This is a genomic window from Variovorax sp. P4_B10 (assembly GCF_056402375.1).
On sequence record NZ_JBFUHN010000068.1, the window covers coordinates 1 to 23,128 of the forward strand.

Genomic DNA, 23,128 nt, shown 5'->3' on the forward strand with positions numbered 1-23,128 from the left:
CACCTACTTCATCGAGAAGCCCTTCCAGAACTGGACGCGCCACTCGGCCCAACTGCTCGGCTCGGTCTTCATCCACGTCGACTACGGCATGCCGGTGGCGCCGCTGCGCGAAGAGGTGGAGCGCATCGTGAAGGCTGCGCCCGAATGGGACGGCCGCTTCTTCAACCTGCGCGTGACCGACGCCACCGAGCGCACCATGCAGATCCGCGTGCTCTGCACCGCCGCCACCTCGGGGCTGGCCTTCGACCTGCGCTGCAGCGTGCGCGAAGGGCTGATCGACTTCATGCAGCGCGAGTACCCGCAGTTCCTGCCGAAGATGCGCATCGAGAGCGATGGCATCCGGGAGCGCGAACGGCAGCAGGCGGCCGCGGCCTGATCCGGCCTTGAAGCCAGATCAGCGCCTGCGGCGCATCGGAGGAGGCGCGAGGTTCGTGAACGCGCGCAGCAGCCACTCCACCGGCCCGTAGACGAAACGGCGCATCCACCAACGGCTCAGCACCAGCTGTACCGCAAAGATCGCAAAGGCGATGGCCGTGGCCGCAAGCGGCCCGACCGTGCCGATCCAGCGCAGCCCGTAGGCCAGGAAAAGCCATGCGCACACCAGCGACTGCAACAGGTAGTTGGTCAGCGCCATGCGCCCCGCCGGCGCCAGCAGGCCCTCGAGCACATGGCCGCGCGGCGTCTGCATCAGCAGCACGAGGCCGGCCGCATAGGCGGCAGCGAGGAAAGGCGCCGTCAACAGCGTGGCCGCGAGGCCGTAGAGCTCGCGGATCGGGTTGTCCAGCCGTATCGACGGAAAGGCATACACCCAGGCCCCCGGCAGCCCGATGGCCAGCCCCCAGAACAGCAGGCGCCGGAACAGCGCGCGATGCGCACCGGCGTTCGCGAAGAGCTCGCGCCGTCCGGCGATGAAGCCCGCGCAGAACATCGCCAGCGCCGTCGGCGCCTGCACCAGCCCGGTGACCCACCAGATCTGCAACAGCTCGCGCAAATGCTGGACGATCACCGTGGCGGGCGTTCCGCGGTAGGCCGCCAGTGCCAGGGCGGCCTCGGCATAGGCGTTGCGCATCGTGTCCGGCGGAATGCCGGCCAACGCCCACAGATAGCCTATGCCGGCCCAAAGCAGCGCTGTCGCCAGCACCAGCCCGACCGCGCAGCGCGCGAGGAAGATGTCGCCGCGCCGCCGCAGCATCAGCAGCACCGCACCCAGCACCGCATAGGTGGTGAGGATGTCGCCGTGGTACAGCAGCACCGCATGCAGCAGGCCGATGACCCACAGCGCCGCCAGGCGCCGCAGCAGGCGCGGCGCGAAAGGCTTGCCGTCGCGTTCGGCCGAGCGCATCTGCAAGGTGAAACTGTAGCCGAAGAGGAACGAGAACAGCAGGTAGAACTTGGTCTCGAACACCAGTGTCCTGGCGAGCAGGACCGCGCGCTCCAGCGCCGATTGCGCCATCGGGTCGGGCACGCCGACGCCGTAGTAGGTCGAGGAAAAGCTCGCGATGTTCACGACGAGGATGCCCAGCAGCGCAAAGCCCCGCAGGGCGTCGACCAGCGACTGGCGTTCGCTGCCGGCCGTTTCTTCACCGCCCTTCATGCGGGGCGCTGCGCGCCGGACGCCGCGCGGCCAGGGCACTCGCATACGCCTTGGCGGCCCAGCCCCGCAAGACCTGCGGATCGTCCAGCGCATCGACAGGTGCCTCGTAATAGCTCGCCACCTTGACCTGCGCGGACCGCGTGGCATACGTGAACGGCGCGGCGCCGCTGCTCACGAACGCCGCACGGGTGGTGTCGTCCACGCGCAGGTAGAGCGTTGTCTTCATCACGAAGGCGAACTGCACGGCGTCCAGAACCAGCCCGAAGCCGCCGAAGAAGCGCTTGACCTCGATCGCTCCCATCGCGCTCAAGGACTCGGCCAACTCGAGCGCGCGCTCCCGCGACCGCTCGGACTTTCCGGCCACGGCAGCGCCTTGAGCCCCCTTGGCGCGGCTCATTGGGTAACCTCCGTGCTACGCACTGCGGTGCGAGCTTGCTTGGGGCGGCCCGGCGCTGCGCTCATTGGGTGACCTCCGCGCTACGGTATTCGCCTTGGGAGCGGCCCGGCGGCTCATGCGACGGCTTTCCGACGCGGGTCCGTCACCGGAAATCCGCCGTGCACTTCGAGCAGCCGGACCAGCGCGTCCGAGCTGTGCGCCTTGGCCCAGTCCCGTTCGGAGTCCGTGATGCCGACCGCGTGCAGGAAATCGAACCGGCCCGAGTCGAGCTGCGCCGTGGCGGGATAGTGCTTCGGCTCCGCCAGCACCACATGCCGCAACCCCACCACGCCCTTCTCGCGGATCACCTCGCCGATGGGAACCCGGTCACCGTGATCGAGAGGCGGCTTGTCCTCACCGAAACGCCCGTGCGCGAGCAGGACGTTGAAGGCCAGCAGCCGCCGCAGGAGCTTGATCGTCCACGGGTCCTTGGGCTGCTCCGGCACTTCGATGACCAGCTCCGAGCCCAGCCACGAATACGCCTCGGGGTCGTAGTCGGCAGGCTCCGTCTCCCAGGGCGTCGATCCGCCCGAGGTGACATAGAGCCATGAATTGCGCCTGGGTGTGGGCTCGAACTCGAACACCCCCAGGTGCAGCCAGCGCGGGTCGACATCGGTGGCACCCAGCGACATGAAATCGTCGGCATCCAGCACATAGATGCCGCTGTGCTTCTCGCCGAACAGCTTCGGGTAGAGCACCTCCTCGCGGTATGCCCAGACTTCCTCCATGGAACTCATCGGTTTCTCCTTCTCCTCGGGACATCTATGCCGGCACCAGCATACAGCCGGCAGCGGCCTAAGCGCGGGAGCGAACAGACGCCCGCCGCGTTACCGGCGAGAGTGCCCAACGCGGAAGTCTTTCTGCGCATCGCTCCAAAAGGAATTCCCATGAAATACACAATGCCGTCGCTGCTCCTCCTTGCGCTGCTTGCACTCGGCGCCTGCACAGGCCCCATGGGCCCCCAAGGCAACACGGGCAACACCGGAAGCACCGGCTATACAGGCGCCACGGGCGCGAGGGGCAATACCGGCAACACGGGTGCCACAGGCGATACCGGCAATCAAGGCAACACCGGCGCCACGGGTGAAACCGGCAACCAGGGCAACACGGGCAATACCGGAGCAACGGGCGCCAGGGGCAACACGGGCAGCACCGGCACCGGTGGCGGAACCGTTGTCGTCGTTCCTCCCACCCGCTGAAGCAATGGCCGACGCACCCTTCTTTCATGACGCCTCGGGCACGGTCCGGTTTTCCGTGACGGTGGAGGGCAAGGACGTGGACGCGAGCATCGGAAGGGAAACCCTGCGGTATCACTACCGCACCGGCGAAGACGCCGACCCGCTGCACACCTTCGGCCTCCACATCGAGGAAATCGATGCGGCTGTGCGGCGCCGGCTGGCACAGGGCTCCATGGAGCCCGTGATGCTGCGCGAAAACGACCTTCGCGGCCCCGCCTAGGAAAGCCCCGGCAACCCGCCCGCTATGCGATCAGATGCGCATAGCTGCGCCGGTTGGCCCGGTAGCAATCGCACGCCGCGTTCTCCAGCCCCTGGCGATCCGTGATGGTGATGACGCCACGCCGGTAGTCGATCAGCCGGCGCGTGTGCAGCGCCGTCGCAGCGTTGGTGATGCCGACCCGGCGCACACCCAGCATGCGGCCCAGCACTTCATGGGTCAGCGCGAGGTGCGTGGAATGCGCACAGTCCTGCGTGGTCAGGAGCCAGCGCGCCAGGCGCTCCTCGATCAGGTGGAAGCGGTTGCACAGGCCCGATCGGCCGAACTCCATCAACAGCACGCAGACATAGCGGTTGAGAATGCGCTTCAGCATCGTGTTCTGCGCCAGTTCCTGGGCGAACGATTGCGCCGTCAGGCGCCACGCCATGCCCGCGCCCTGCACCAGCGCCCGCAACGGCGCGCTCTGCACATCCAGCGACAGCTCGTAGCCCAGGGCGCCTTCGTTGCCCACCATGCCCGTCTGCAGGCCGTCGTGGCCGTCCGCGGTGGACACCAGCGAGACAAAGGCGCTCGTGGGAAAGTGGATGTGGTGAATGACATCGCCCGGCTCGTAGAGGATCTGGGACGTGGCCAGCTGCACGCTGTCGCATCTGTCGAGCAGGTGCGCCCTGTCCGCGATCGGAAGCGCTTCGAGCAAGCGATTGAGAACGGGGCGGGTCGGGTCTGATGTCACGGAACCGCCTGTTGAGAAAAATCTTCAGCGCGGGAGTGCGCTACCGGGCGCATTGTTGCGGACCACCCTGCCCGCGTCTGTGCGGAGGCGCACCGAAAGGCGCCGCAGCCGCCGCGGAATCAGGTCGCCATCTGGCGCGGCAGCAGCCGGTCCGTTTCGCGCTTCACGACTTCATAGCATTCGCACACCTGCTGCTCGAGACCCGGACGGTCCAGCACCGTGATGTGGCCCCGCGCGTACTTGATCAGGTTCAGGCGCTGCAGCTTGCCAGCCGCCTCGGTCACGCCTTCGCGCCGCACGCCGAGCATGTTGGCGATCAGCTCCTGGGTCATCACCAGTTCGTTGCCGGGCAGCCTGTCGAGGCTCAGCAGCAGCCAGCGGCACAGCTGCTGCTCCAGGGAGTGGTGCCGGTTGCAGACGGCCGTCTGCGACATCTGCGTGATGAGCGACTGGGTATAGCGCAGCAGCAGATGCAGCAGCGGACCGCCGTTGTCGGTCAGCTGCTTGATGTGGCCGGCGCTCAGGCGAAATGCACGGCCCGCGCTTTGCACCACCGCACGGTTGGGCGTGCTGCCCCCGCCCATCAGCAGCGAAACGCCGACCATGCCCTCGAATCCGACGACGGCGATTTCGGCCGATTGCCCGTTCTCCAGCACGTACAGCAGCGAAACGATGCAATCGGTCGGGAAATACACGTACTGCTGGGCCACGCCCGATTCGTAAAGCACCTCGCCAAGCTTGAGCGGCACCAGCTCGAGGAGCGGCGTCAGGCCCTTCAGCACATCCGGCGGTATGACCTCTAGGAGGCTGTTGCGCGCCGCGGCTGCATGCGATGAAGACGGGGGCGGGGACGATGCCATGGCGCAAGAAGATTCCAAAGTGCGCATCATTTTGCAGCGGATGCTCGTCGTCTGTGCGTTGCCGCACAAACATGCGGGCCATTTCCGGATACGAACGTGCGCTGGCGAACGGTGCATTCGCCGCTTTGGGGTTAGCGTGGATTCAAGAGCCTCCATCGAATGGAGAAACACCATGACCCCCTTGATGAGTCCTTCCGAACTTGCAGCCGACGTCCTCGTTCGAGCCTACCTGCACGGACGCACGCTGCCGAAGATCCTGCACGGCGCGGTGGTATGGGTTGCGGAAACGCGGCTCAGCAGCGGCAAGCGGCCCGTGCTGGACGCCACCCTGTGCGCGGACATCGACAGCCAGGCCATTGCGCCATCGCCTTCCGAGGACGCCATCGCCTGCGCGGTCGAAGGAGCATAGATGCCGATGCAATTGCTAGGTCGGCTGTGCTGCGCACGGCTTCCGATGCAAATCGTTGACCAGCTCGACATCCAGAAGTGCGATGTGCTTCGGTCCGCGCAATTGATCGAAGCGGAACTCCCACCCGTCGTGCACCAGCGCGGACGAACCGTCTATTCGGGGCAGGCGACGGTCATGCGCGTCACGGACAAGGGGCACTCCGCGGCGAAACAGCACAGTCGACAAGAACCGCCGCCGCCCCGGCGTGGGTAAGAATAGGCGCCCAGCCAACGAAACCGTCCACCCATGCGCAGACTGCGCTTCCTCACCAACCGGCATCGCGCCCCCTCGACCAACAGAGCGCTCGGCCTGCTGCTGGCCTTCAATGCCGGTGCGGTGAATGCGGGCGGGTTCCTGGTGCTGCACATGTACACCTCGCACATGACCGGGTTCGCGTCCCAGCTGGCCGACGGGCTGGTGCTGGGCAATGCGAAGCTGCTGCTCAATGCGCTCGGGGCGGTGCTGGCGTTTCTCTCGGGCGCCGCCGTCTGCGCCGTGATGGTGAACTGGGGCCGCCAGCATCGGCTGCACAGCGTCTATGCGCTGCCGCTGCTGCTGGAAGCCGCGCTCATGTTTCCCTTCGGCCTGATGGGCGCCGTGACGCTCACCTGGGCCACGCCGTTCGCGGTGCCGCTCACCGTGCTGCTGCTGTCCTTCATCATGGGCCTGCAGAACGCGGTCGCCTCCAAGACCTCCGGAGGCAGCATCCGAACCACCCACATGACCGGCAACATCACCGACCTCGGCATGGAGATCGGCAAGCTGCTCTACTGGAACGGAAAAACGGCGCCCACCGTCGCGGTCCGCCACGACCGCAGCCGCATGCGAAGGTCTGCGGGGCTGATCGGCATGTTCGTGTTCGGCGGCACCGTGGGCGCACTCGGGTTCAAGTACGTCGGGTTCGTGTGCGTCGTGCCGCTCGCCGCACTGCTGCTGGCGCTGTCGATCCCGCCCTTCATGCGCGACCTGCCGCGCAGCCGGGTCCTGCTGCGGTTTGCCAAGGGGCAGGAACGCGGGTAGTCAGGCCGCCCCGCGGCGTCCCCGGTCGGCCTTGGGCAGCACCGCCTCTTCCACCATGCGCTCGGCCTGCGCCTGCAGGCGGTGCAGTGAATCATCGAAGCGCGCCGCGTCGCCGGCGTCCAGCGCGCCCATCAGGTCGGCATTGATCTTGGCGACCAGCGGAAAGAGTTCGTCGTACAGCGCCCGCCCCGCCTCGGTGAGGCCCAGCAGCACCTGCCGCCGGTCGCCCGCGCGGGCCACGCGCGAGAGCAGTTGCTTGTCGACCAGCGAGCCCACCGCCTTCGAGGTGCGAGCGCGGTCGAGCTGGGCATGCTCGGCCAGTTGCGAGGAGCCCAGCTCGCCGCGGCTCGCGAGCACGGCGATCAGCCGCCATTCGCGCCGGGTGATGCCGAAACGGCCCTCGCACAGCCGGATCACCATGCTGCCCGCCACCGACAGCAGCCGCGACAGCCGGTACAGGAGCAGGTCGTCCAGCGGGCGGCGTGGCGCGGCGGTCATCTGGGGTTAGTCCGGGGGATGGTTGATTAGATCAATCGAATGTAGCGTCTCTAAAGTCGTTCGCCACCGAACGAGAATCCGAAGACCCTGCCCCATGCCCTCCTGCCCCACCATCGACCGCCGCTGCGCACTCGCTGCCCTTGGCGGCCAGGTGCGCGACCCGATCAAGGACTTCGTTCCGATCGTCAACGCGGCCCGCTTCGAGCTGGCCGTGAATTTCCAAGCCAACGACTGAAAGAGGAGGACCTACCACCATGCCCAAGAACCCACCCATCACCCGCCGCGCAACCATGCTGCTGGCCGCAGCCGGCCTCATGGCGTCCATCGCCCTTCCCGCCAGCGCCCAACCGCTCGACAGCCCGCTGCACATCGTGGTCGGCTACGCCCCCGGCGGCGCCACCGACCGCGTGGCGCGCATCGTCGGCGAGAAGCTGGGCACCCGCCTCGGCGTGCCCGTGATCGTCGACAACAAGCCCGGCGCGGGCGGCCGCCTCGCAGCGCAGCAGGTGAAGCTCACGCCGGCCAGCCAGAACGTGCTGATGCTCGCCAACCCCGCCGTGATGGTGGTGGCGCCGCTCGTCTTCAAGGACAACAACTACGACGCCGAGCGCGACTTCGTGCCCGTCTCGCACGTCAACGCCTACGACTTCGCGCTCTCCGTGTCGCCCCACCTGCCGGTGCGCGAGCTGAACCACCTGCTCGCCTGGATGCGCGCCAACCCCTTGCAGGCCAACGTGGGCGTGCCGGCCACCGGCAGCCTGCCGCACTTCTTCGGCCTCATGGTCGGCGAAAAGGCGAAAGTGCAGACGCAGGTGATCGGCTACCGCGGCTCGGCGCCGCTGCTGAACGACCTGATCGGCGGCCAGGTGCCGATCGCCATCGATACCGAAGACGTGGTGCTGCCGCAGCACAACGCGGGCAAGCTGCGCATCCTGGCGATCTCGGGCGACAAGCGCTCGCCGTTCGCGCCCTCGATCCCGACCTTCAAGGAAGCCGGGCTCGACCTCTCCGCGACCGGCTGGAACACCTTCTTCGCGCCGAGCAGCATGCCGAAGGAGAAGGTCGAGCGCCTGTCCACCGTGATCCGCGAAGTCATGCAGGACCCGGACACGCAGCGCAAGTTCAAGGACTCCGGCATGACGCCGGTGGTCAGCACGCAGGCGCAGACCGCCGCGATGCTCAAGGCCTACAAGGCGCAGTGGGCACCCGTCGTGCAAAAGTCCGGCTATCAGCCCTAAGCCCCGTTGCCCATGACAAGACCCAACATCATCTTCATCGTTGCCGACGACCTCGGCTATGCCGACCTCGGCTGCTATGGCGGCCGCGATGCCGCGTTCGGCCCCGTGTCGCCCGTGCTCGACGGCCTGGCCGCCAACGGCCTGAAGCTCACGCAGGGCTACTCGAACTCGCCCGTGTGCTCGCCCACGCGCTTCGCGATGATCACCGCGCGCTACCAGTACCGCCTGCGCGGCGCGGCCGAAGAGCCCATCCGGAGCAGCAGCCGCGGCAGCACCACGCTCGGCCTGCCGACCGATCACCCCACGCTGCCCTCGCTGCTGAAGGCTGGCGGCTACCAGACCGCGCTCATCGGCAAGTGGCACCTGGGCTACCCGCCCCACTTCGGGCCGCTGCGCTCGGGGTACGACGAGTTCTTCGGGCCGATGTCGGGCGGCGTCGACTACTTCACGCATTGCGACTCCACCGGCCAGCACGACCTGTGGTTCGGCGAAGAAGACAAGAAGGAAGACGGCTACCTCACCGACATCCTCTCCAAGCGCGCCGTGGACTATGTGGAGCGCATGGCAAAGCAGGACGCGCCCTTCTTCCTGAGCCTGCACTACACCGCCCCGCACTGGCCCTGGGAAACCCGCGACGACGCCGAGAAGGCGCCGGCGGTCAAGGACAACCTGTTCGACCTGGCCGGCGGCAACATTCACGTGTACCGCCGCATGATCCATCACATGGACGAAGGCATCGGCTGGATCATGGCCGCGCTCGAGAAACACGGCATGGCCGACAACACGCTGGTGGTGTTCACCAGCGACAACGGCGGCGAGCGCTTCTCGGACAACTGGCCGCTGGTCGGCGGCAAGATGGACTTGACCGAAGGCGGCATCCGCGTGCCATGGATCGCGCACTGGCCCGCGGTGATTGCCAAGGGCGGCGAGAGCCGGCAGCTGTGCATGACGATGGACTGGTCCGCGACGATGCTCGACGCGGCTGGTGTGGAGGCCGATGCGGCCTACCCGCTGGACGGCGTGTCGCTGATGCCCGTGCTGAAGGATGCGAAGCACAGCTTTCGCCGGCCGCTGCACTGGCGCATGAACCATCGCGGGCAGCAGGCGATGCGCGACGGGGATTGGAAGTACCTGCAGGTGGACGGTAACGAGTACCTGTTCAACATTCCGGCGGATGAGCGCGAGCGGGCGAACCTGGGGAAGAAAGAGCCGCAGCGGCTGGCGGCCATGCGGGCGGACTGGCTGGCCTGGAATGCGACGATGCCCGCGATTCCGGAGGATGCGACGGTGAGCCTGGGGTATTCGGTGAAGGACATGCCGCAGCGCTGAGGCTGACGCTCCGTCAAACAGGTGCCGACCGTGCCGACGCGGTCACGTCGGCGCGCGAGACGATTTCGCGCAGGTCGGCCCCAGTGGTCAGTGTGCCCATGACACCGGCGTGTTGACCGCCCAGGCGCGACGCCACGAAGCGTTGTGCGACCGCACCGTCACTGTGCTTGAGCATCTCGCTCGCCTGAAGCGCAAGGGCCATGCGCGTCACGACAGCGCGCGAATTGCCCTCATCGACCGGCCCCGCGCAAAGGTCGGCGCGCAAACCGTCGATGAACTTCGCATGCGCTGCATTGCCGACTGCCGGCCTGGAGATTTCATCGAGGAAGACTTCGAGCGAGCCCCTTTCACGGCCGAGCGCGCGCACCACGTCCATGCACATCATGTTCGTCGTGCCCTCCCAGATCGAATTGAGCGGCGCCTCGCGATACAGCCGCGCGACGGGGTTCTCCATGATGAAGCCATTCCCGCCGTGAACCTGCAGTGCCTCATAGACGAAGTACGTCGCACGCTGGCAGTTCCAGTACTTGACCACCGGCGTTGCCACGCGCGCAAGAAGCCGCTCCCGCTCGTTCGATTCCATGCTGTCGGTCGCCCGCRCAACACGCATCGCCGACAACATGGCCGCTTCACTTTCCAGCGCCAGGTCGGCCAGCACATTCGTCTGCATCGGCAGGTCGGCCATCCGGCGCCCGAAACCGTCGCGTGTCGATGCATGGCGGATCGCCAACGTCAGTGCCTGGCGCATCAGGCCCGCCGAACCCACTGCAAAGTCCAGGCGGGTCAGATGCGCGTGCGACAGAATCTCGCGGATGCCGCGCCCCTCCTCGCCGACCAGCATCGCCCAGGTCTTGTTGAACTCGACCTCGCTCGACGCATTGGAGCGGTTTCCGCATTTGTCCTTCAGGCGCTGTACGGCAATGCGGTTGGCGCTGCCGTCCGGCAGGAAGCGCGGAACGAAAAGGCAACTGACGCCGGACTTCGTTTGAGCCAGCGTGTAGAAGCCGTCGGAGGTGGGAACTGAAAAGAACCACTTGTGGCCCGTCACGTCGTAGATCCGGGCGCCGTTCTCGGTTCCCGTGAAGGTGGCAGTGGTCTGGGTCTGGCGCAGGTCGGAGCCGCCCTGCTTCTCGGTCATGGCGTAGCCGATCACGGCACCCGTTTTTTGCGGGAGCGGCAGGTGGCGCGGGTCGTAGTGCCCGGAGAGTGTCTTCTCCCTCCAGATTGCAAACTCCGGCCGCCCCGCAAAACCGGCACAGGCCGCGTAGGCCATGCCCATGGGGCATCCAGTCCCGTTTTCGACCTGGTTCCACAGGTAGCTCAGCACCGCACGTGCAAGGTGACCCGACGACTCGCTGGTCGTCCAGGCAAGGCTGGGTACGCCGTGCGCAAACCCCAGCGCCATCAGTTGATGCCAGGCGGGATGAAACTCGACCCAGTCCAGACGATTGCCGAAACGGTCATGCGTGCGCAGCTGGGGGCTGTGCTCGTTGGCCAATCGTGCAAGGTCCTGCACCTGCTCGCTGCCTGCCAATGCGCCGATCGCCGTCGCGTCGGGAGTGCTCCAGGACGCATGGCGCGCCACGAGCTCTCGCAGAGCCACATCGCCTGTGAACGCGTTGTGGCCGATGCAGGGATCGGCCTGATTGAACACCTTGTGCGTTTCGACGCCATCGGCCAAGGAAAACTGAAACGCCGGTGCGATGCTTTCGAGAGGCATGTTCATGAAGATCTCCAAGGGAGTGGCTGCGCGGCAGTGCATGGTGAATCATTCCTCGCGATTCGTGAACCTGATCTTTCCCGATGGAATGGCACAGCCTTTGCTTGCTCGAAGTACCGCGCCCCTGGTGGCCCTCCGCCTTCCAGATCGCGCTGTAATCACGGGAATAGACGGCTTTGCTCACCATTCAGGTGCCATGCCATCGGTTGGACGCTCCAAGCGTTGCAACTGCTGATCCAAACGGAGGTTTTTCGTTGGCCAAGCTGGACCCTCTGAATACATCGCGCTACTGGCATGTGCCCGACTTGCCGGGCATGGACATGCTGCATGCGGACTTCACGACGCACGAATACGCGCCTCACGTGCACCATTCCTTCGTGATTGCGGTCACCGAGGTCGGCGGCGCGGAATTCAAGAGTCGCGGCCGGACGGGCATTGCCCATCAGCAGGCGCTGCTCGTGTTCAACCCGGCCGAACCCCATTCGGGTCGCATGGCCGGCAGCGCTCGCTGGCGGTACCGGTCTTTCTATCTGGCCGAGCCGGGAATCAGGCACCTGATGACGACACTGGGGATCGATCAAACCCGGTATTTCGCATCGAACATCTTTTGCGATCAGGATCTCATCGCCAGCTTTCTGGAGCTTCATCGGGCCTTCGACGGAAACAGCGAGCAGTGGGATCCCCTGCGGCAGCAGGAGTTGTTCGTTCACAGCTTCGGAACGCTCTTCCAGAGCCACGCACAGCCGGGGCAACGCGTGCTCCAGGGGCCCTCGGATGCCCGCGTGCTTGCGCCGGTGCTGGAACTGCTGCGCGACACCTTCTCGGAGCGATTGACCCTCGAACAGATGGCGGCGGCTGCCAAGCTGACGCCGTTCCAACTGATCGGTGCATTCAACCGGACGATCGGATTGACGCCCCACACCTACCTGACGCAGTTGCGGCTCAGGGCTGCCATCAGGCACCTCACGGCCGGCCTCCCCTTGATCGAAGCCGCCATCGCGAGCGGCTTTTACGACCAGAGCGCCCTCACCAAGCATTTCAAACGCACCTTCGGCATGACGCCTCTCCAGTACGTCCGCGCCCGGACGTGCTGAGAGTTCGCCTCCCCGCCGCCCGCTCCGTGCGCTGAGGGACTGCTCCCGCTCCTTTGTTGCTGTTGGCCTCGAGTTGCAGGCTGCGCGCACGCGCACGCCCTCCTGCGGCTCCGCCGTGCCGCAAGACCTGCGGTGAATACCGAACCGCTTTCAGCGCGAGTACTTGCTACCGCAATTTTTGCCAATACGGGTGCCCGGACGCTGACTATCGTGCACTCAATGGTTTCAGCCACTGCAAAGTAATCGATTGGTTTTCAACAACATTGAACACACAGGTGACCCATGCAAAACGTTGATCGCGGCATTACCGGCTCTTCACTCGCAGGCTCTGCAATCCTGCTCGAAATAGGTGCGGAATACGGAATCATAGAAATTCTCCAGAACTCACCGGTCGTGGACGCTGCAACAGCATCCCGGTCCTGTGGAATCAAGGAGTCCGTGATTTCTGCCTACCTCGACTCCCTGAGCAAGGCAGGAATCATCGAGGTATTGAGTACGCAGGCACCGGCAACCTACAGGGCCAGCAACAATTTCGACGAACTGATCAACGAAGTCGGATACCTCTCGTGGGCGCTTCGTGCTTGCGCCCCGTTGATAAACAACGCAAAAGAATTTTCGGAAAACAACGAAGAGGCGCAGCTCAAATACCCTCGCAGCGGAGGGCTGGTCGCCCGCACATCGAAATGGATGGGCGAAAAATCCTTTTATCCGCAGCCAGAAAATGCCATTGTCGCCATGGCGCCCAGGAAAATCGTCGATCTTGGATCGGGCTCGGGCGGATTCCTGATTCGCATGCTCAGAAAAATCCCGGGTTCCATCGGGGTTGGAATCGACCTGAGCGCGTCAGCCACCGAGCAAGCCGTTCGCGCAGCCGGTGAAGCGGGAATGAGCGACAGGCTTCAGTTCGTGACCGCCCCTATCCAGGTTCTCGTGGAAGACCCGTCTCTCATCAGCGACGCAGACATCATCCACGCGGGATTTGTCATGCACGATCTTCTTCCCGCCGAGGAGGAGACCCTCGACGCCTTGCTGCGCGCGTGCTGCGCCCATGCGATCAAGGGCACGTTGATCATCGTCGACGCAATCCCCGTCGCGCAATCCAGCTGGGAAAAGCCATTCGCCGCGGCATTCAATCATTTGCACAATCATTTCATGTCCAGGAGACTTCTGAGCGAAGACGAATGGACTGAAAAATTGTTCCGCGCGGGATTTTCAAATGTAAGGATTGAAATCCTCGATCACCCTGGAGGGCGCATGTTGATGGCAAGCAAGTAATGAAGTTTTCACGGCATTTTTTAACCAACTGTAATTAGGAGCACGAAATGAGCGTTACCATTTCCGATCTGGTTGAGAGAGTTAAAAGTCATCGTTGCTATTCACACCCAATTTTCAAGAATTGGGTAAAGATCGAACCCGAGCCTTCCGTTGTGGGCGCCCTTTTTCACCAGATCCAGAGTTTCTGCGCGTCGACGCGTCCAGGCTGGAACTTTCCGGATGCGCTCAAGACGCACGGGCTGTTCAGGCAAAGCGAGTTGCTGGAAGAAATTGTCGAGAGCGAATCGGGCCACGGCCCCGAACTGGCGACGATGGCGGGATACATCGTCAACCAATCGGCTGAGAGGCCCGTATTTTCGGACCTCTACAACCAGGAGCAGGTCGAAGCGAAGCTCAAGGATTTTTCCAACCAGCTGCTCGGGTCCTTGCCTGGCTACGACATGGAAACCGGAATGACCGCGCAAGTTCGAAAGGCCATCGGCGTCTTCGATCACCGCAAGCTGACGGACATCGAGGCCACCTACAGGAATCTCGGCACCACGCTCGCGCTGGAAATGATCTCCAACCAGCAATTGATTCCGGGGGAAAAGTATTGCCTGGTGGACAGCGGCATTTACAACGCGGACCTCGACGTGCCTGAAATGCATTACCTCCTGGAGCACTGGGGCGAAGTCGGCGCCGAGCAGCATCACGAGCAAAACGCCCGGACCGCGGTCGAGCTCGCCTTGAAAACGGAATATGCCCACCTGGTGATCGAAGGTGCGGACGACTTCCTCGATTCGCTGACCGGCCTCTGGGACGTTCTGGATGCGGCCCTGTTGCAATCCGGCGTCGCACAGCAGCGGAAAGTGGCTGCCTATGTCTAGCACGCGGCCTTGCCTCTTTGGCGCTTGAGCGGCATTTCCAGCACCGAGTCAGGTTGCCATATGGTCGCCTATCTGATTGGCCGGATGTCCATTGTGGATCCGGATCAATACAACCAATACAAGCAACTCACGCCCGGGATCGTCGAAAAATTCGGAGGCAGGTTTCTGACCCGGGGAGGCGAGCGCATGCATCTGGAAGGCGCTCTGGACGATCGACGCGTGGTTCTTGTTGAATTCAAATCTGCCGATGCAGCGAAAAAATTTTACGAATCACCGGAATATACCTTTGCACGAGAATTGCGAAAGGATGCTGCAACCGACATGCAGCTCATGGTGATCGAGGGATTTGAACAGCGATAGATCCTTGCCCTGCCCGTTGGTGATTTAAAAACAAACCGGCTGGCACGGCCGACGGAGACTCGGTCGTGTCGGAATTAAATATGACGACATCCATTGCACTTCCCGCTGCTTCGAAAAGCAATTTCCTATCCTTCGTTGCGCTGCTGCTTGGCGCGGCGGCGTTGGCGCTGGGAGGCGTTTTTCTTCGACACAGCGAATTGCCTCCGACCGCCAGCGCGGTTTATCGGGTTGCGCTCGCAATTCCCATCTTTTTCCTGCTCGATATGTTCGCGGCAAGAGCCGAGCCCGTGCGCGCGACCGGCTCGGCACCCGAACAGACACCGGTCATTCCGGTCAAGCTCATTCTCGTCGGATTCATTTTTTCGGGGAATCTGGCCCTCTACCACTGGTCGATGACACTGACCACGCTGGCCAATTCCAATCTCCTTGCCAATCTTGCCCCGATCTTCGTGGTGCTCGGGYCCAATTTGTTCCTGGGGAAAAAATTCAATTCCAATTTCCTGTTTGCCATGCTGTTCGCACTGGCCGGCGCGTTCATCCTGATCGGCCACCGGCTCGACTTCGGCTCGAATTACATGACGGGAAATCTACTGGGTCTGTTGACGGCAGTTTTCTACGGCTCATACCTTCTGGCGGTCAGCCTCGTGCGCTCGAACTATCGAACGATGACCGTCATGGCATGGAGCAGCGTCGGCACGCTGATCGTTCTTTTGCCCATCACGCTGCTGCGCGGCGAATCGCTGGTTCCACACACGTTTCACGGCATGCTGATGCTGCTGGCGCTGGCGGTCGTGTCCCATGTGGGAGGCCAGGGCCTCATCGCCTATGCACTGGCCAAGCTCCCAGCCGCGCTTTCCTCGATCACCCTGCTGATACAGCCGGTCATTGCGACCGTGCTCGGCGCCTATCTGTTCCACGAATACCTGAGCGTCACCGAATTTGCGGGAGGCGTGATCATTCTGATCGGCATCGTTACCGCACGGCGTTTTTCATAAGCCCCCCGCAACCGAGGAATTCATGTCACGTTACCTTTGCCATACCCAGCCCGATTGTTTTCGATTCGAAGCCGACGTCGTAGCGCGTCGTCCGAATGCCGTTCTTCTCGATAGATCTTTCTTCTACCCGGGCGGCGGCGGGCAATTGGCGGATCGCGGCACGCTGCAATGGAATGGTGGCGAGATCAAGATCAGCCGGATCGAAATGGAGGGCGGCAATGCGTGGCACTGCTTCGATGAGGCCGAAGTCGCCACCATTCCCGCCGAAAAGATCATCGCCAACGTGGACCCCGATTTCCGGTCCATGATGAGCCAATTGCACACGGGCCTGCACATTCTCAATGCGCTGGTCTATCAGCGCTTCGAGGGTTCGCTGGTAACGGGCGTGCAGATGGCAGCCGACGGCACGGCCCGCATCGACTTCGACTTGCCCGAGGCCGACAACAACGATCTGCGCAAGCTCGAACCGGAGCTCAACACCCTCATCTCGGACGGGCTGCAGGTGAATGCGGTGTACCTCGACGCGGCCGAACTCGCGCGCGAACCCGGGGTGCTGCGCAGCCGGTCCGTTGCACCGCCGAGCCAGGACGACGGCACGACACGCATCATCGAAATCGTGGGGCTGGACCGGCAGGCCTGCGGCGGAACCCATCTTTCGAAGACCTCGCAATCGGCGCCGTTGCGCATCCTGAAGATCGAGAACAAGGGGCAGCACAACCGAAGGATCCGGATCGGCCTCGTCAGATAGGTTGCGCATGCCCATTGAACCGATCCCCGCGCGCCCTCTGCCCGAGGGATTTTTGCCGCCGAACTGCACGTTCTCCGAGCAGGACTGGCCCGTTCTGGCCAGGCAATGGTTTCCAGTCTCTCGCGTCGACGGGGTATTGGCAAAACCGAGGCAGGTGATCTTGCTGAATCTGAAGCTGGCCATCTATCGCATGCCCGATGGCATTCGCATCGGTCGCGACATGTGCCCGCACCGCGGGCTGCCGCTGAGCACGGGGCGCATCGAAGACGACGAGCTGGTTTGCGCCTACCACGGCCTGCGCTTCGGGTCCGATGGGCAATGTCGCAAGATCCCCGAGAAGATCGCACTGCAGACGTTGGAATGTTTCAGGATCACGGTGTTCCCGGCTGTTGAACGCCATGGTCTTGTCTGGACCTGCTTGATTCCTCAGGGCGAGCCAGAGATACCGGATATTCCCTCGGTCAGTGAAGCTTTCGATCAAGGTGATTCGGCATCACCCATCAAACTTCAGATCGAAGATTGGATGGATGTGGCGAAATTCGAATTCTCGACCAATGAAGTAACGGCCGAGATCGGTAAACACCGCTTGCTGCGAGATCTCGCGCTGGACGAGTACCGAAGGCTGTTCAACGAGATGAGTCTTGCCACGGCAGCACACGCCTTGCTGCCGGCTCGCGCCTGAAATTCAGGCTTCAAATTTTCACCAATATCAACGCGTCGCGCCCTGTCATGCTGTGCCTCACAGCGAGGCCATCACATGACGCAATCATTCCGCCAAGCAAGCCCTGAAGTCCCGACGCTCACGAGCGCGGCGCTCGATGTTCGTCCAGTGGCGCTATTGCTATATCTACACCGCCTATTGCTGTATCTAGCCCGCGTCCCCGTTCACTTGAAACTCACAAAAACCAAATGACTGTTTTCTCTACCGAGTCTTTTTCGGACCACGAACAAGTCGTCTTCATCTCCGATGATCGCGTCCAGTTGCGAGCGATCATCGCCGTCCATGACACGACGCTCGGGCCAGCCCTGGGAGGCTGCCGGATGTACCCCTACGCCGACGAAGCTTCCGCATTGCGCGACGTGCTTCGCCTGTCGCGCGGCATGACATTCAAGGCCGCGGCCGCGGGGCTCCGGCTGGGTGGCGGGAAGGCAGTGATCCTCGGAGACCCTCGCAAGGACAAGACACCCGAGCTGTTGCGGGCCATGGGCGTTGCGATCGACCGGCTCGCAGGCCGCTACATCACCGCCGAGGATGTTGGAACCACCGTCGCCGATTTCGCCTGGGTGCGAGAAGGCACCCGGCATGTGGTCGGCCTGCCGGAGGAGCTGGGCGGTACTGGAGATCCTTCGCCGACCACGGCACTGGGGGTCTATCACGGCATCGTGGCCGGCGCCGCCCATCGATTGGGCAGTGACCTCCGCGGACTGACAGTGGCCGTGCAAGGCCTGGGCAATGTCGGCTGGAGTCTGTGCCGGTTGCTCGTCGACGCTGGGGCGCATCTTGTGGTGTCCGACATCGATGCGGTGCTTGCACGCAAGGCCGCTGCCGAATTCGATGCGCAGGTCGTCGACCCCGACGCCATCTACGCCGCCCAGGCGGACGTGTTCGCGCCTTGCGCGATGGGTGCGGTCGTGAACGATCAAACCCTGCCCCGGATGAAGTTTCGGGTGATCGCCGGCGGAGCGAACAACCAGTTGGCCCGTGACGAGCACGGCAGGCAACTGCGCGACAGAGAGATCCTGTACGCGCCGGACTTCGTGATCAATGCCGGTGGCCTCATCCGGGTGGCATCGGAGCGCGACGGCTTCGACCCCGTGGGAGTGGATTTGCAAGTCGAGGCCATCGGTGCCACGTTGGGCCGGATCTTCGAACTGTCCGACCGGACGGGCACATCGACCCAGGCCGCGGCCATGCAACTCGCGCAAGAACGGTTGAGCGGCGGCCACGCCCGCAACAGCGCCCGGGTCGAGCGTGTGGCATGACCACCATCGACATCTTGCGGACCCTGGTGGCATTCGATACGACATCGCATCGATCGAACCTCGACCTGATCCACTGGATTGCCGACTACCTGGAAGCGCATCGGGTGAAGGTGCACCTCGTGCACAGCGAGGACGAACGGAAGGCGAGCCTGCTTGCCAGCATCGGCCCCGACACGGTGGGCGGCATGGTGCTCTCCGGGCACAGCGACGTCGTGCCCGTGGCCGACCAGAATTGGAGTTCCGCCCCCTTCACGCTGGTCGAACGCGATGGTCGGTTCCACGGCCGCGGCGCAGCGGACATGAAGGGCTTCATTGCCGCCTGCCTGTCGGCCGTCCCTTCATGGCAGCAACGGTCGTTGGGTCGTCCAATTCACCTCGCGTTCTCCTATGACGAGGAGATCGGGTGCCTCGGCGTTCCACAGCTCGTGAACCGTCTGAAAACGCAAGTGGAGGCGCCTGCGCTGGCCATCATCGGCGAGCCGACCGAGATGCGGATCGGCGTCAGGCACCGCGGATTTTTCGGGCACCGGGCGCTTTTCACCGGCCTGCCCGCGCATTCGAGCGACCCGTCGCTCGGCGCCAGCGCGATCGAGCCCGCCGCCTACCTGGTCACCTGCCTGGCCGGGCTGCGGCGAAGCTTTGCCAGGCAGGGCAACGAGGCCACGCTCAACATCGGCCGGATCGATGGAGGCACCGCCATCAACATCGTGCCAGGCTGCTGTGAGGTCTTGTGGGAGTTCCGTCCGCAAGACGAAGCGGCGGCGGAACTGGTGCGCGATGCGGTCCGGGATGCCTTGATGGACCTCCCCGCCGGCGTCACGGTCGAGGCCGTGCAGATCGCCGGCGTGCCTGCTCTGTCGACGCGCAACAACGACGCGGCGGTCTCGGTTGCGCGCGAACTCGGAGCGCTCTGGCCAGAGGCAGACCTGCCGTTCGGCACCGAGGCGGGCTTCTTCCAGCAGGTCGGTATTTCAACGGTGGTGTGCGGCCCCGGCTCCATCGCCCAGGCGCATCAGCCGGACGAATGGATCTCTGCAACCCAGCTGCAGGCGGCCGATCGCTTCATGCAATCGGCCGGTACATGGGCGCTCTCCGAAGCCACCAACTGACCCACCCCATCATTCATCAGACAGCATGAAAAATCCCGATGCAGCCGCGGTGGCAGACACCACCATCGCCCTCGCCGCCAACGCCCCCCCGACGCACGGTGCGGAGACCCACGATGCCACGCGCCGGATGATCCCCGCCGCGGTCATCGGCAACACGCTCGAGTGGTTCGACTTTGCCGTCTACGGCTTCTTCGCGATCACGATTTCCAGGCTGTTCTTTCCCACGGGCGACGAAACCTCTTCGCTGTTGCTGACCGTGGCGACATTTGGCGTGGGCTTCGTGATGCGGCCGATCGGTGCGGTGGTGCTCGGCGCGCTCGGCGACACACGCGGGCGGAAAGCCGCGTTGTCGACAACGATCCTCCTGATGGCGCTTGGCACGGCAATGATCGGTCTGGCGCCCACATACGCCGATGCCGGCCTCTGGGCACCCGCCTGGATTGTCCTGGCGAGACTGATCCAGGGCTTCTCCGCCGGTGGCGAGGTCGGAGGGGCAACGGCGTTTCTCGTCGAGCATGCACCCAAGGGCCGCAAGGGCTACTTCGCAAGCTGGCAGCAGGCGAGCCAGGCCGCCGCACTGCTGCTCGGCTCGCTTTTCGGCGCGACGCTCACGGGGATCCTGAGCCCCCAGCAACTGGAAGCGTGGGGTTGGCGAATTCCGTTTCTGTTCGGCCTCGTCATCGGTCCGGTGGGCTGGTACATCCGGGCCAGGACGCGAGAACCCGCGACCTTCGAGCGGGCCAAGGCCGCCAACCCACAAGCGTCCCCGCTGAGGCAGGTGATCGGCTCGTACCGCAAGGAAATCGTCGCCGGATTCGGCGTCACCATCGTGTGGACGGTGTGCACGTATTTCTTTCTCGTCTACATGCCGACCTATGCCGTGCGCACGCTGAAGTTGTCGCAGAGTGCCTCGCTATGGGCCAATGGCGCCGGACTCCTGGTGCTGGTTGTCCTGGCACCGATTTTCGGTGGGCTGTCGGACCGGATCGGGCGTCGGCCGCTGCTGATCGGGTTCGCTGCTGCCATCCTCGTTCTGGCCTATCCGGCGCTCTGGCTTCTCACGGTGTTTCCGAGCGCCGCGACCTTGACGGCGGTACTGGTCGTCTTTGCCGTGCTGATCGCCGGGTTCACCGGCCCTGCCCCCGCCGCCATGGCCGAGCTCTATCCACCGGAGGTGAGGTCCACGGGACTGTCCATTGCGTACAACTTCGCGGTCACGATCTTCGGTGGTTTCGCGCCATTCATTGCCACCGCACTGATCGCCCGAACCGGGAGCCCGCTCGCACCTGCGTGGTACGTGATGTTTGCCGCGGCCGCCAGCCTGGCGGCGCTGCTGGCCGGGGGTTCAGTTCTGCGCAACAAGGCTTAGCGCCTCCGACGCAAGAGCATGGACTGCTTCGCAGAATCGAATGTGCAGTTGGAGGTCTATCCGCGCTTCATTGATTGGCTGCGATGCCGCGTTGCAAGTGCGGCGCGGTGAGCTTCGGTCGCCCAGCGGCCGAGTTCGTCGGGGTCGTCCACGACCTCGCTGGGTGCCTCGTAGTAGGTCGCGACCGTTACTTTGTCAGTTCGTCCTGCATAGGTGAAGGGCGCAGCGCCCAAGGCCTCGAAGTTCGGACGGGTCTTGTCGTTCACACGCAGATAGAGCGAGCCCTTCATGACGAACCCGAACTGAACGCCGGCTGCAACCAAGCCAGCGCCGCCGAAGAAGCGCGAGACGCTGACAGATCCGAGCGTCTTGATGCTCTCGGCGAAATCCAGGGCCCGTTCGCGGGCCGAAACGACGCTCATGCCGACTGTTCCTCGCTCGCAGCATGAAAGAAGCCGCTGATCGCCTGAAGGCGTCCATCCTTGGCCAGCACACCGAAACTGGTGCCTGTCTGCAGCGTGGCGCCGCCGGGTCCTTGCAATGTCCATTGCGCAAGCGAGCGATCGTTGTGGTGCAAAACGGATCGGATGCTGAAGCTCGCACCCGGCACGCCGCGCTGGAACTCGCCCATGTAGTTGGACAACACCGAGCGCCCCTGGATGAGACCGTTCGGATCGCAGTAGGTGATTTCGTCGGCAAGACAGGCGATCAGCTCCGAGCCGCGCCTCTCGGCGTCGAGGGACCAGATGGCTGCATAACGTTTCCATAGGGCATCAGGCGTCACAGTGAGCCTCCAGGTTGTCAAACTCATCGAGAACGAGCCGTTCGAGCCCGGCCTTGTCGCAGCCCGCACGAATCAGCACCAATATTCCTTGATAGAACGCCAGGAGCTTGAGCGCGCCCCGCATGGGATCAACCTCACCGCGCAAGGAGCCATCCTGGCGAGCTGCGTTCAGCCTCTCGGCAAAGGTCACCGCCAGGATGCGCATGCCCGCGTCGACACCGGCATGGACCCCTTCCTCGCAGCCCAATTCCACAGCCGAATTTGTGATGAGGCAACCGTAGGACTCACCGTTCGGCTCGTGCAGCAGCGAACGAAACAAAGCGCGCAGACCGGCAAGGCCCGCGGTCGCAGGTGCGTGGTGGTCGAGTCGATGTCGCAGCACGGTCTCGTTGTAGTGCGCAAAGGCCGCATCGAAAACGCCGGCCTTGTCGCCGAAGCTGTTGTAGAGGCTGCCCGCCTTCAAGCCGGTCGCGGCCTCGAGGTCCCGGATCGAGACGGCTTGATAGCCTTTGCGCCGGAAGGCGCGCATCGCGCCGCTGAGAACAGCGTCTTCGTCGTAGGTGCGGAAGCGTCCCATATGATGAGTTTCTTTTTTGATCGATCGTTTTAATATAAGTGATCAAAAAATGCGTGTCAATCAAATTACTCTGGACCGCCTGACTGTGAGCGACCGGACGGGAGACCGCGCCGTCCCTGCGTGAGCACATCGGAAACTTCGCGCACGCTCGCACTCGGGCCGGTCGGTGCGCAAGGCTATGCCGCCTTCAGGACCGACCCCCTTGATTCGCCTCAAGCAAATTGCGCAAGGCCGTTGCCGACGGACCAGTTCTCCTTCGCGGCGTCGGCAATGTTCACGAACACGTCCTCTGGCCGGATGCCGGGGCTTTCGCCCAGCAGCGCCGCGATCCGCTGGAACAGCGCCTTCTTCTGTTCCGCTGTGCGGGTGTTGAACACGGTGATGTGGATGTACACCAGATCGTTGCTCCGGGCCACGCCGAAGGCCGCGCCGTAGCGGAAGTTCGCGGCGTCATGCTCCGTGATGGTCATGAACTGGTCGTCTTCAGGCACGTCGAGCGTTTCGCGTATCGCGCGGTAGAGGCTGTCGAAGATCGCCTGTCGGTAGGCTTCCGGCTTTCCGGCGCGCATTGAAATGTGAAGCAGCGGCATCAGGGGTCCTTTCCATGTTGTTCCGGCCTCATGCTATCTATTTCAAT

The 23,128-nt window shown here is 63.8% G+C and carries 28 protein-coding genes and 1 pseudogene; 18 read left to right on the forward strand and 11 right to left on the reverse strand.

Going from position 1 to position 23,128, the window contains the following annotated elements; genetic code table 11:
• Positions 1–376: pseudogene (locus tag AC1DXX_RS25365) on the forward strand (mechanosensitive ion channel family protein); the annotation flags it as partial.
• 18 nt (positions 377–394) lie between these two features.
• Here the strand turns inward: AC1DXX_RS25365 and AC1DXX_RS25370 are convergent.
• The 3 genes from AC1DXX_RS25370 to AC1DXX_RS25380 all read right to left on the reverse strand — a co-directional run bounded on the left by AC1DXX_RS25370 (position 395) and on the right by AC1DXX_RS25380 (position 2,767).
• The gene (locus AC1DXX_RS25370) at positions 395–1,594 is read right to left on the reverse strand and encodes a DUF418 domain-containing protein (RefSeq protein WP_478136980.1); all 1,200 of its coding nucleotides are present in this window, start codon (positions 1,592–1,594) and stop codon (positions 395–397) included.
• Complete coding sequence (locus tag AC1DXX_RS25375) at positions 1,581–1,991, reverse strand: TfoX/Sxy family protein (protein WP_478136981.1); 411 nt, start codon at positions 1,989–1,991, stop codon at positions 1,581–1,583. Before AC1DXX_RS25375 ends, AC1DXX_RS25370 begins: the two co-directional genes overlap by 14 nt.
• Positions 1,992–2,104: 113 nt before the next feature.
• Complete coding sequence (locus AC1DXX_RS25380; RefSeq protein ID WP_478136982.1) at positions 2,105–2,767, reverse strand: suppressor of fused domain protein; 663 nt, start codon at positions 2,765–2,767, stop codon at positions 2,105–2,107.
• Between the two features lie 150 nt (positions 2,768–2,917).
• Here AC1DXX_RS25380 and AC1DXX_RS25385 point away from each other — a divergent pair, with 150 nt between their 5' ends.
• Both AC1DXX_RS25385 and AC1DXX_RS25390 read left to right on the forward strand, forming a co-directional pair.
• A complete protein-coding gene (locus tag AC1DXX_RS25385) occupies positions 2,918–3,229 on the forward strand; it encodes a collagen-like protein (protein ID WP_478136983.1) in 312 nt (103 codons plus the stop codon).
• 4 nt (positions 3,230–3,233) lie between these two features.
• Positions 3,234–3,488, forward strand: a complete 255-nt coding sequence (locus AC1DXX_RS25390; RefSeq protein ID WP_478136984.1) for a DUF1488 family protein — start codon at positions 3,234–3,236, stop codon at positions 3,486–3,488.
• A 22-nt stretch (positions 3,489–3,510) separates the two neighbouring features.
• Here the strand turns inward: AC1DXX_RS25390 and AC1DXX_RS25395 are convergent, their stop codons facing one another.
• Positions 3,511–4,218: a Crp/Fnr family transcriptional regulator gene (locus tag AC1DXX_RS25395; RefSeq protein ID WP_478136985.1), complete on the reverse strand. Its 708-nt coding sequence runs from the start codon at positions 4,216–4,218 to the stop codon at positions 3,511–3,513.
• A 119-nt stretch (positions 4,219–4,337) separates the two neighbouring features.
• The gene (locus tag AC1DXX_RS25400; RefSeq protein WP_478136986.1) at positions 4,338–5,078 is read right to left on the reverse strand and encodes a Crp/Fnr family transcriptional regulator; all 741 of its coding nucleotides are present in this window, start codon (positions 5,076–5,078) and stop codon (positions 4,338–4,340) included.
• 172 nt (positions 5,079–5,250) lie between these two features.
• Here AC1DXX_RS25400 and AC1DXX_RS25405 point away from each other — a divergent pair, with 172 nt between their 5' ends.
• Together AC1DXX_RS25405 and AC1DXX_RS25410 are read left to right on the forward strand one after the other, a co-directional pair.
• Positions 5,251–5,487 (forward strand): hypothetical protein, encoded by a 237-nt coding sequence (locus AC1DXX_RS25405; RefSeq protein ID WP_478136987.1) that lies wholly within the window; start codon positions 5,251–5,253, stop codon positions 5,485–5,487.
• Between the two features lie 285 nt (positions 5,488–5,772).
• Positions 5,773–6,546, forward strand: coding sequence for a YoaK family protein (locus AC1DXX_RS25410; protein ID WP_478136988.1), 774 nt, complete (start codon positions 5,773–5,775; stop codon positions 6,544–6,546).
• Here the strand turns inward: AC1DXX_RS25410 and AC1DXX_RS25415 are convergent, their stop codons facing one another.
• A complete protein-coding gene (locus AC1DXX_RS25415) occupies positions 6,547–7,044 on the reverse strand; it encodes a MarR family winged helix-turn-helix transcriptional regulator (RefSeq protein ID WP_478136989.1) in 498 nt (165 codons plus the stop codon).
• Positions 7,045–7,138: 94 nt separating this feature from the next.
• On the opposite strand from AC1DXX_RS25415, the gene AC1DXX_RS25420 reads away from it, so the two are divergent.
• From AC1DXX_RS25420 to AC1DXX_RS25430, 3 genes are read left to right on the forward strand one after another with little or no spacing between them, the layout of a single operon-like run.
• A complete protein-coding gene (locus tag AC1DXX_RS25420) occupies positions 7,139–7,279 on the forward strand; it encodes a hypothetical protein (protein ID WP_478136990.1) in 141 nt (46 codons plus the stop codon).
• A gap of 19 nt (positions 7,280–7,298) precedes the next feature.
• On the forward strand, positions 7,299–8,282 hold the full coding sequence (locus AC1DXX_RS25425; protein WP_478136991.1) for a Bug family tripartite tricarboxylate transporter substrate binding protein: 984 nt from the start codon (positions 7,299–7,301) through the stop codon (positions 8,280–8,282).
• A 12-nt stretch (positions 8,283–8,294) separates the two neighbouring features.
• Positions 8,295–9,611: a sulfatase family protein gene (locus AC1DXX_RS25430; protein WP_478136992.1), complete on the forward strand. Its 1,317-nt coding sequence runs from the start codon at positions 8,295–8,297 to the stop codon at positions 9,609–9,611.
• Positions 9,612–9,624: 13 nt separating this feature from the next.
• On the opposite strand, the gene AC1DXX_RS25435 is transcribed toward AC1DXX_RS25430, so the two are convergent.
• Positions 9,625–11,337 carry an acyl-CoA dehydrogenase family protein gene (locus AC1DXX_RS25435; RefSeq protein ID WP_478136993.1) on the reverse strand — a complete coding sequence of 571 codons (1,713 nt, stop codon included), beginning with the start codon at positions 11,335–11,337 and terminating at the stop codon, positions 9,625–9,627.
• Positions 11,338–11,585: 248 nt separating this feature from the next.
• Between AC1DXX_RS25435 and AC1DXX_RS25440 the strand changes: the two genes are divergently transcribed.
• The 10 genes from AC1DXX_RS25440 (at position 11,586) to AC1DXX_RS25485 (ending at position 21,130) form a co-directional block, all read left to right on the forward strand.
• Entirely contained in the window at positions 11,586–12,425 is an 840-nt protein-coding gene (locus AC1DXX_RS25440; RefSeq protein ID WP_478136994.1) for an AraC family transcriptional regulator, read from the forward strand.
• Between the two features lie 282 nt (positions 12,426–12,707).
• Complete coding sequence (locus tag AC1DXX_RS25445; protein ID WP_478136995.1) at positions 12,708–13,700, forward strand: class I SAM-dependent methyltransferase; 993 nt, start codon at positions 12,708–12,710, stop codon at positions 13,698–13,700.
• A 47-nt stretch (positions 13,701–13,747) separates the two neighbouring features.
• Positions 13,748–14,566 carry a hypothetical protein gene (locus AC1DXX_RS25450; protein ID WP_478136996.1) on the forward strand — a complete coding sequence of 273 codons (819 nt, stop codon included), beginning with the start codon at positions 13,748–13,750 and terminating at the stop codon, positions 14,564–14,566.
• A 60-nt stretch (positions 14,567–14,626) separates the two neighbouring features.
• The gene (locus AC1DXX_RS25455) at positions 14,627–14,926 is read left to right on the forward strand and encodes a DUF1330 domain-containing protein (RefSeq protein ID WP_478136997.1); all 300 of its coding nucleotides are present in this window, start codon (positions 14,627–14,629) and stop codon (positions 14,924–14,926) included.
• Positions 14,927–15,006: 80 nt separating this feature from the next.
• On the forward strand, positions 15,007–15,921 hold the full coding sequence (locus AC1DXX_RS25460; protein WP_478136998.1) for a DMT family transporter: 915 nt from the start codon (positions 15,007–15,009) through the stop codon (positions 15,919–15,921).
• 22 nt (positions 15,922–15,943) lie between these two features.
• Positions 15,944–16,669, forward strand: coding sequence for an alanyl-tRNA editing protein (locus tag AC1DXX_RS25465; RefSeq protein WP_478136999.1), 726 nt, complete (start codon positions 15,944–15,946; stop codon positions 16,667–16,669).
• A 7-nt stretch (positions 16,670–16,676) separates the two neighbouring features.
• A complete protein-coding gene (locus AC1DXX_RS25470) occupies positions 16,677–17,351 on the forward strand; it encodes a Rieske 2Fe-2S domain-containing protein (RefSeq protein WP_478137000.1) in 675 nt (224 codons plus the stop codon).
• 227 nt (positions 17,352–17,578) lie between these two features.
• Positions 17,579–18,652: a Glu/Leu/Phe/Val family dehydrogenase gene (locus AC1DXX_RS25475; protein WP_478137001.1), complete on the forward strand. Its 1,074-nt coding sequence runs from the start codon at positions 17,579–17,581 to the stop codon at positions 18,650–18,652.
• Entirely contained in the window at positions 18,649–19,761 is a 1,113-nt protein-coding gene (gene argE / locus AC1DXX_RS25480; protein ID WP_478137002.1) for an acetylornithine deacetylase, read from the forward strand. The genes AC1DXX_RS25475 and argE overlap by 4 nt, the downstream gene beginning before the upstream one ends.
• A 25-nt stretch (positions 19,762–19,786) precedes the next feature.
• Positions 19,787–21,130 carry an MFS transporter gene (locus tag AC1DXX_RS25485; RefSeq protein ID WP_478137003.1) on the forward strand — a complete coding sequence of 448 codons (1,344 nt, stop codon included), beginning with the start codon at positions 19,787–19,789 and terminating at the stop codon, positions 21,128–21,130.
• Positions 21,131–21,186: 56 nt separating this feature from the next.
• On the opposite strand, the gene AC1DXX_RS25490 is transcribed toward AC1DXX_RS25485, so the two are convergent.
• The 4 genes from AC1DXX_RS25490 to AC1DXX_RS25505 form a co-directional block, all read right to left on the reverse strand.
• Complete coding sequence (locus tag AC1DXX_RS25490) at positions 21,187–21,552, reverse strand: TfoX/Sxy family protein (protein WP_478137004.1); 366 nt, start codon at positions 21,550–21,552, stop codon at positions 21,187–21,189.
• Positions 21,549–21,914: a nuclear transport factor 2 family protein gene (locus AC1DXX_RS25495; RefSeq protein WP_478137005.1), complete on the reverse strand. Its 366-nt coding sequence runs from the start codon at positions 21,912–21,914 to the stop codon at positions 21,549–21,551. The genes AC1DXX_RS25490 and AC1DXX_RS25495 overlap by 4 nt, the downstream gene beginning before the upstream one ends.
• A complete protein-coding gene (locus AC1DXX_RS25500) occupies positions 21,904–22,491 on the reverse strand; it encodes a TetR/AcrR family transcriptional regulator (RefSeq protein WP_478137006.1) in 588 nt (195 codons plus the stop codon). Before AC1DXX_RS25500 ends, AC1DXX_RS25495 begins: the two co-directional genes overlap by 11 nt.
• Before the next feature lie 212 nt (positions 22,492–22,703).
• Positions 22,704–23,081: a tautomerase family protein gene (locus AC1DXX_RS25505; RefSeq protein ID WP_478137007.1), complete on the reverse strand. Its 378-nt coding sequence runs from the start codon at positions 23,079–23,081 to the stop codon at positions 22,704–22,706.
• Positions 23,082–23,128 lie beyond the last annotated feature (47 nt).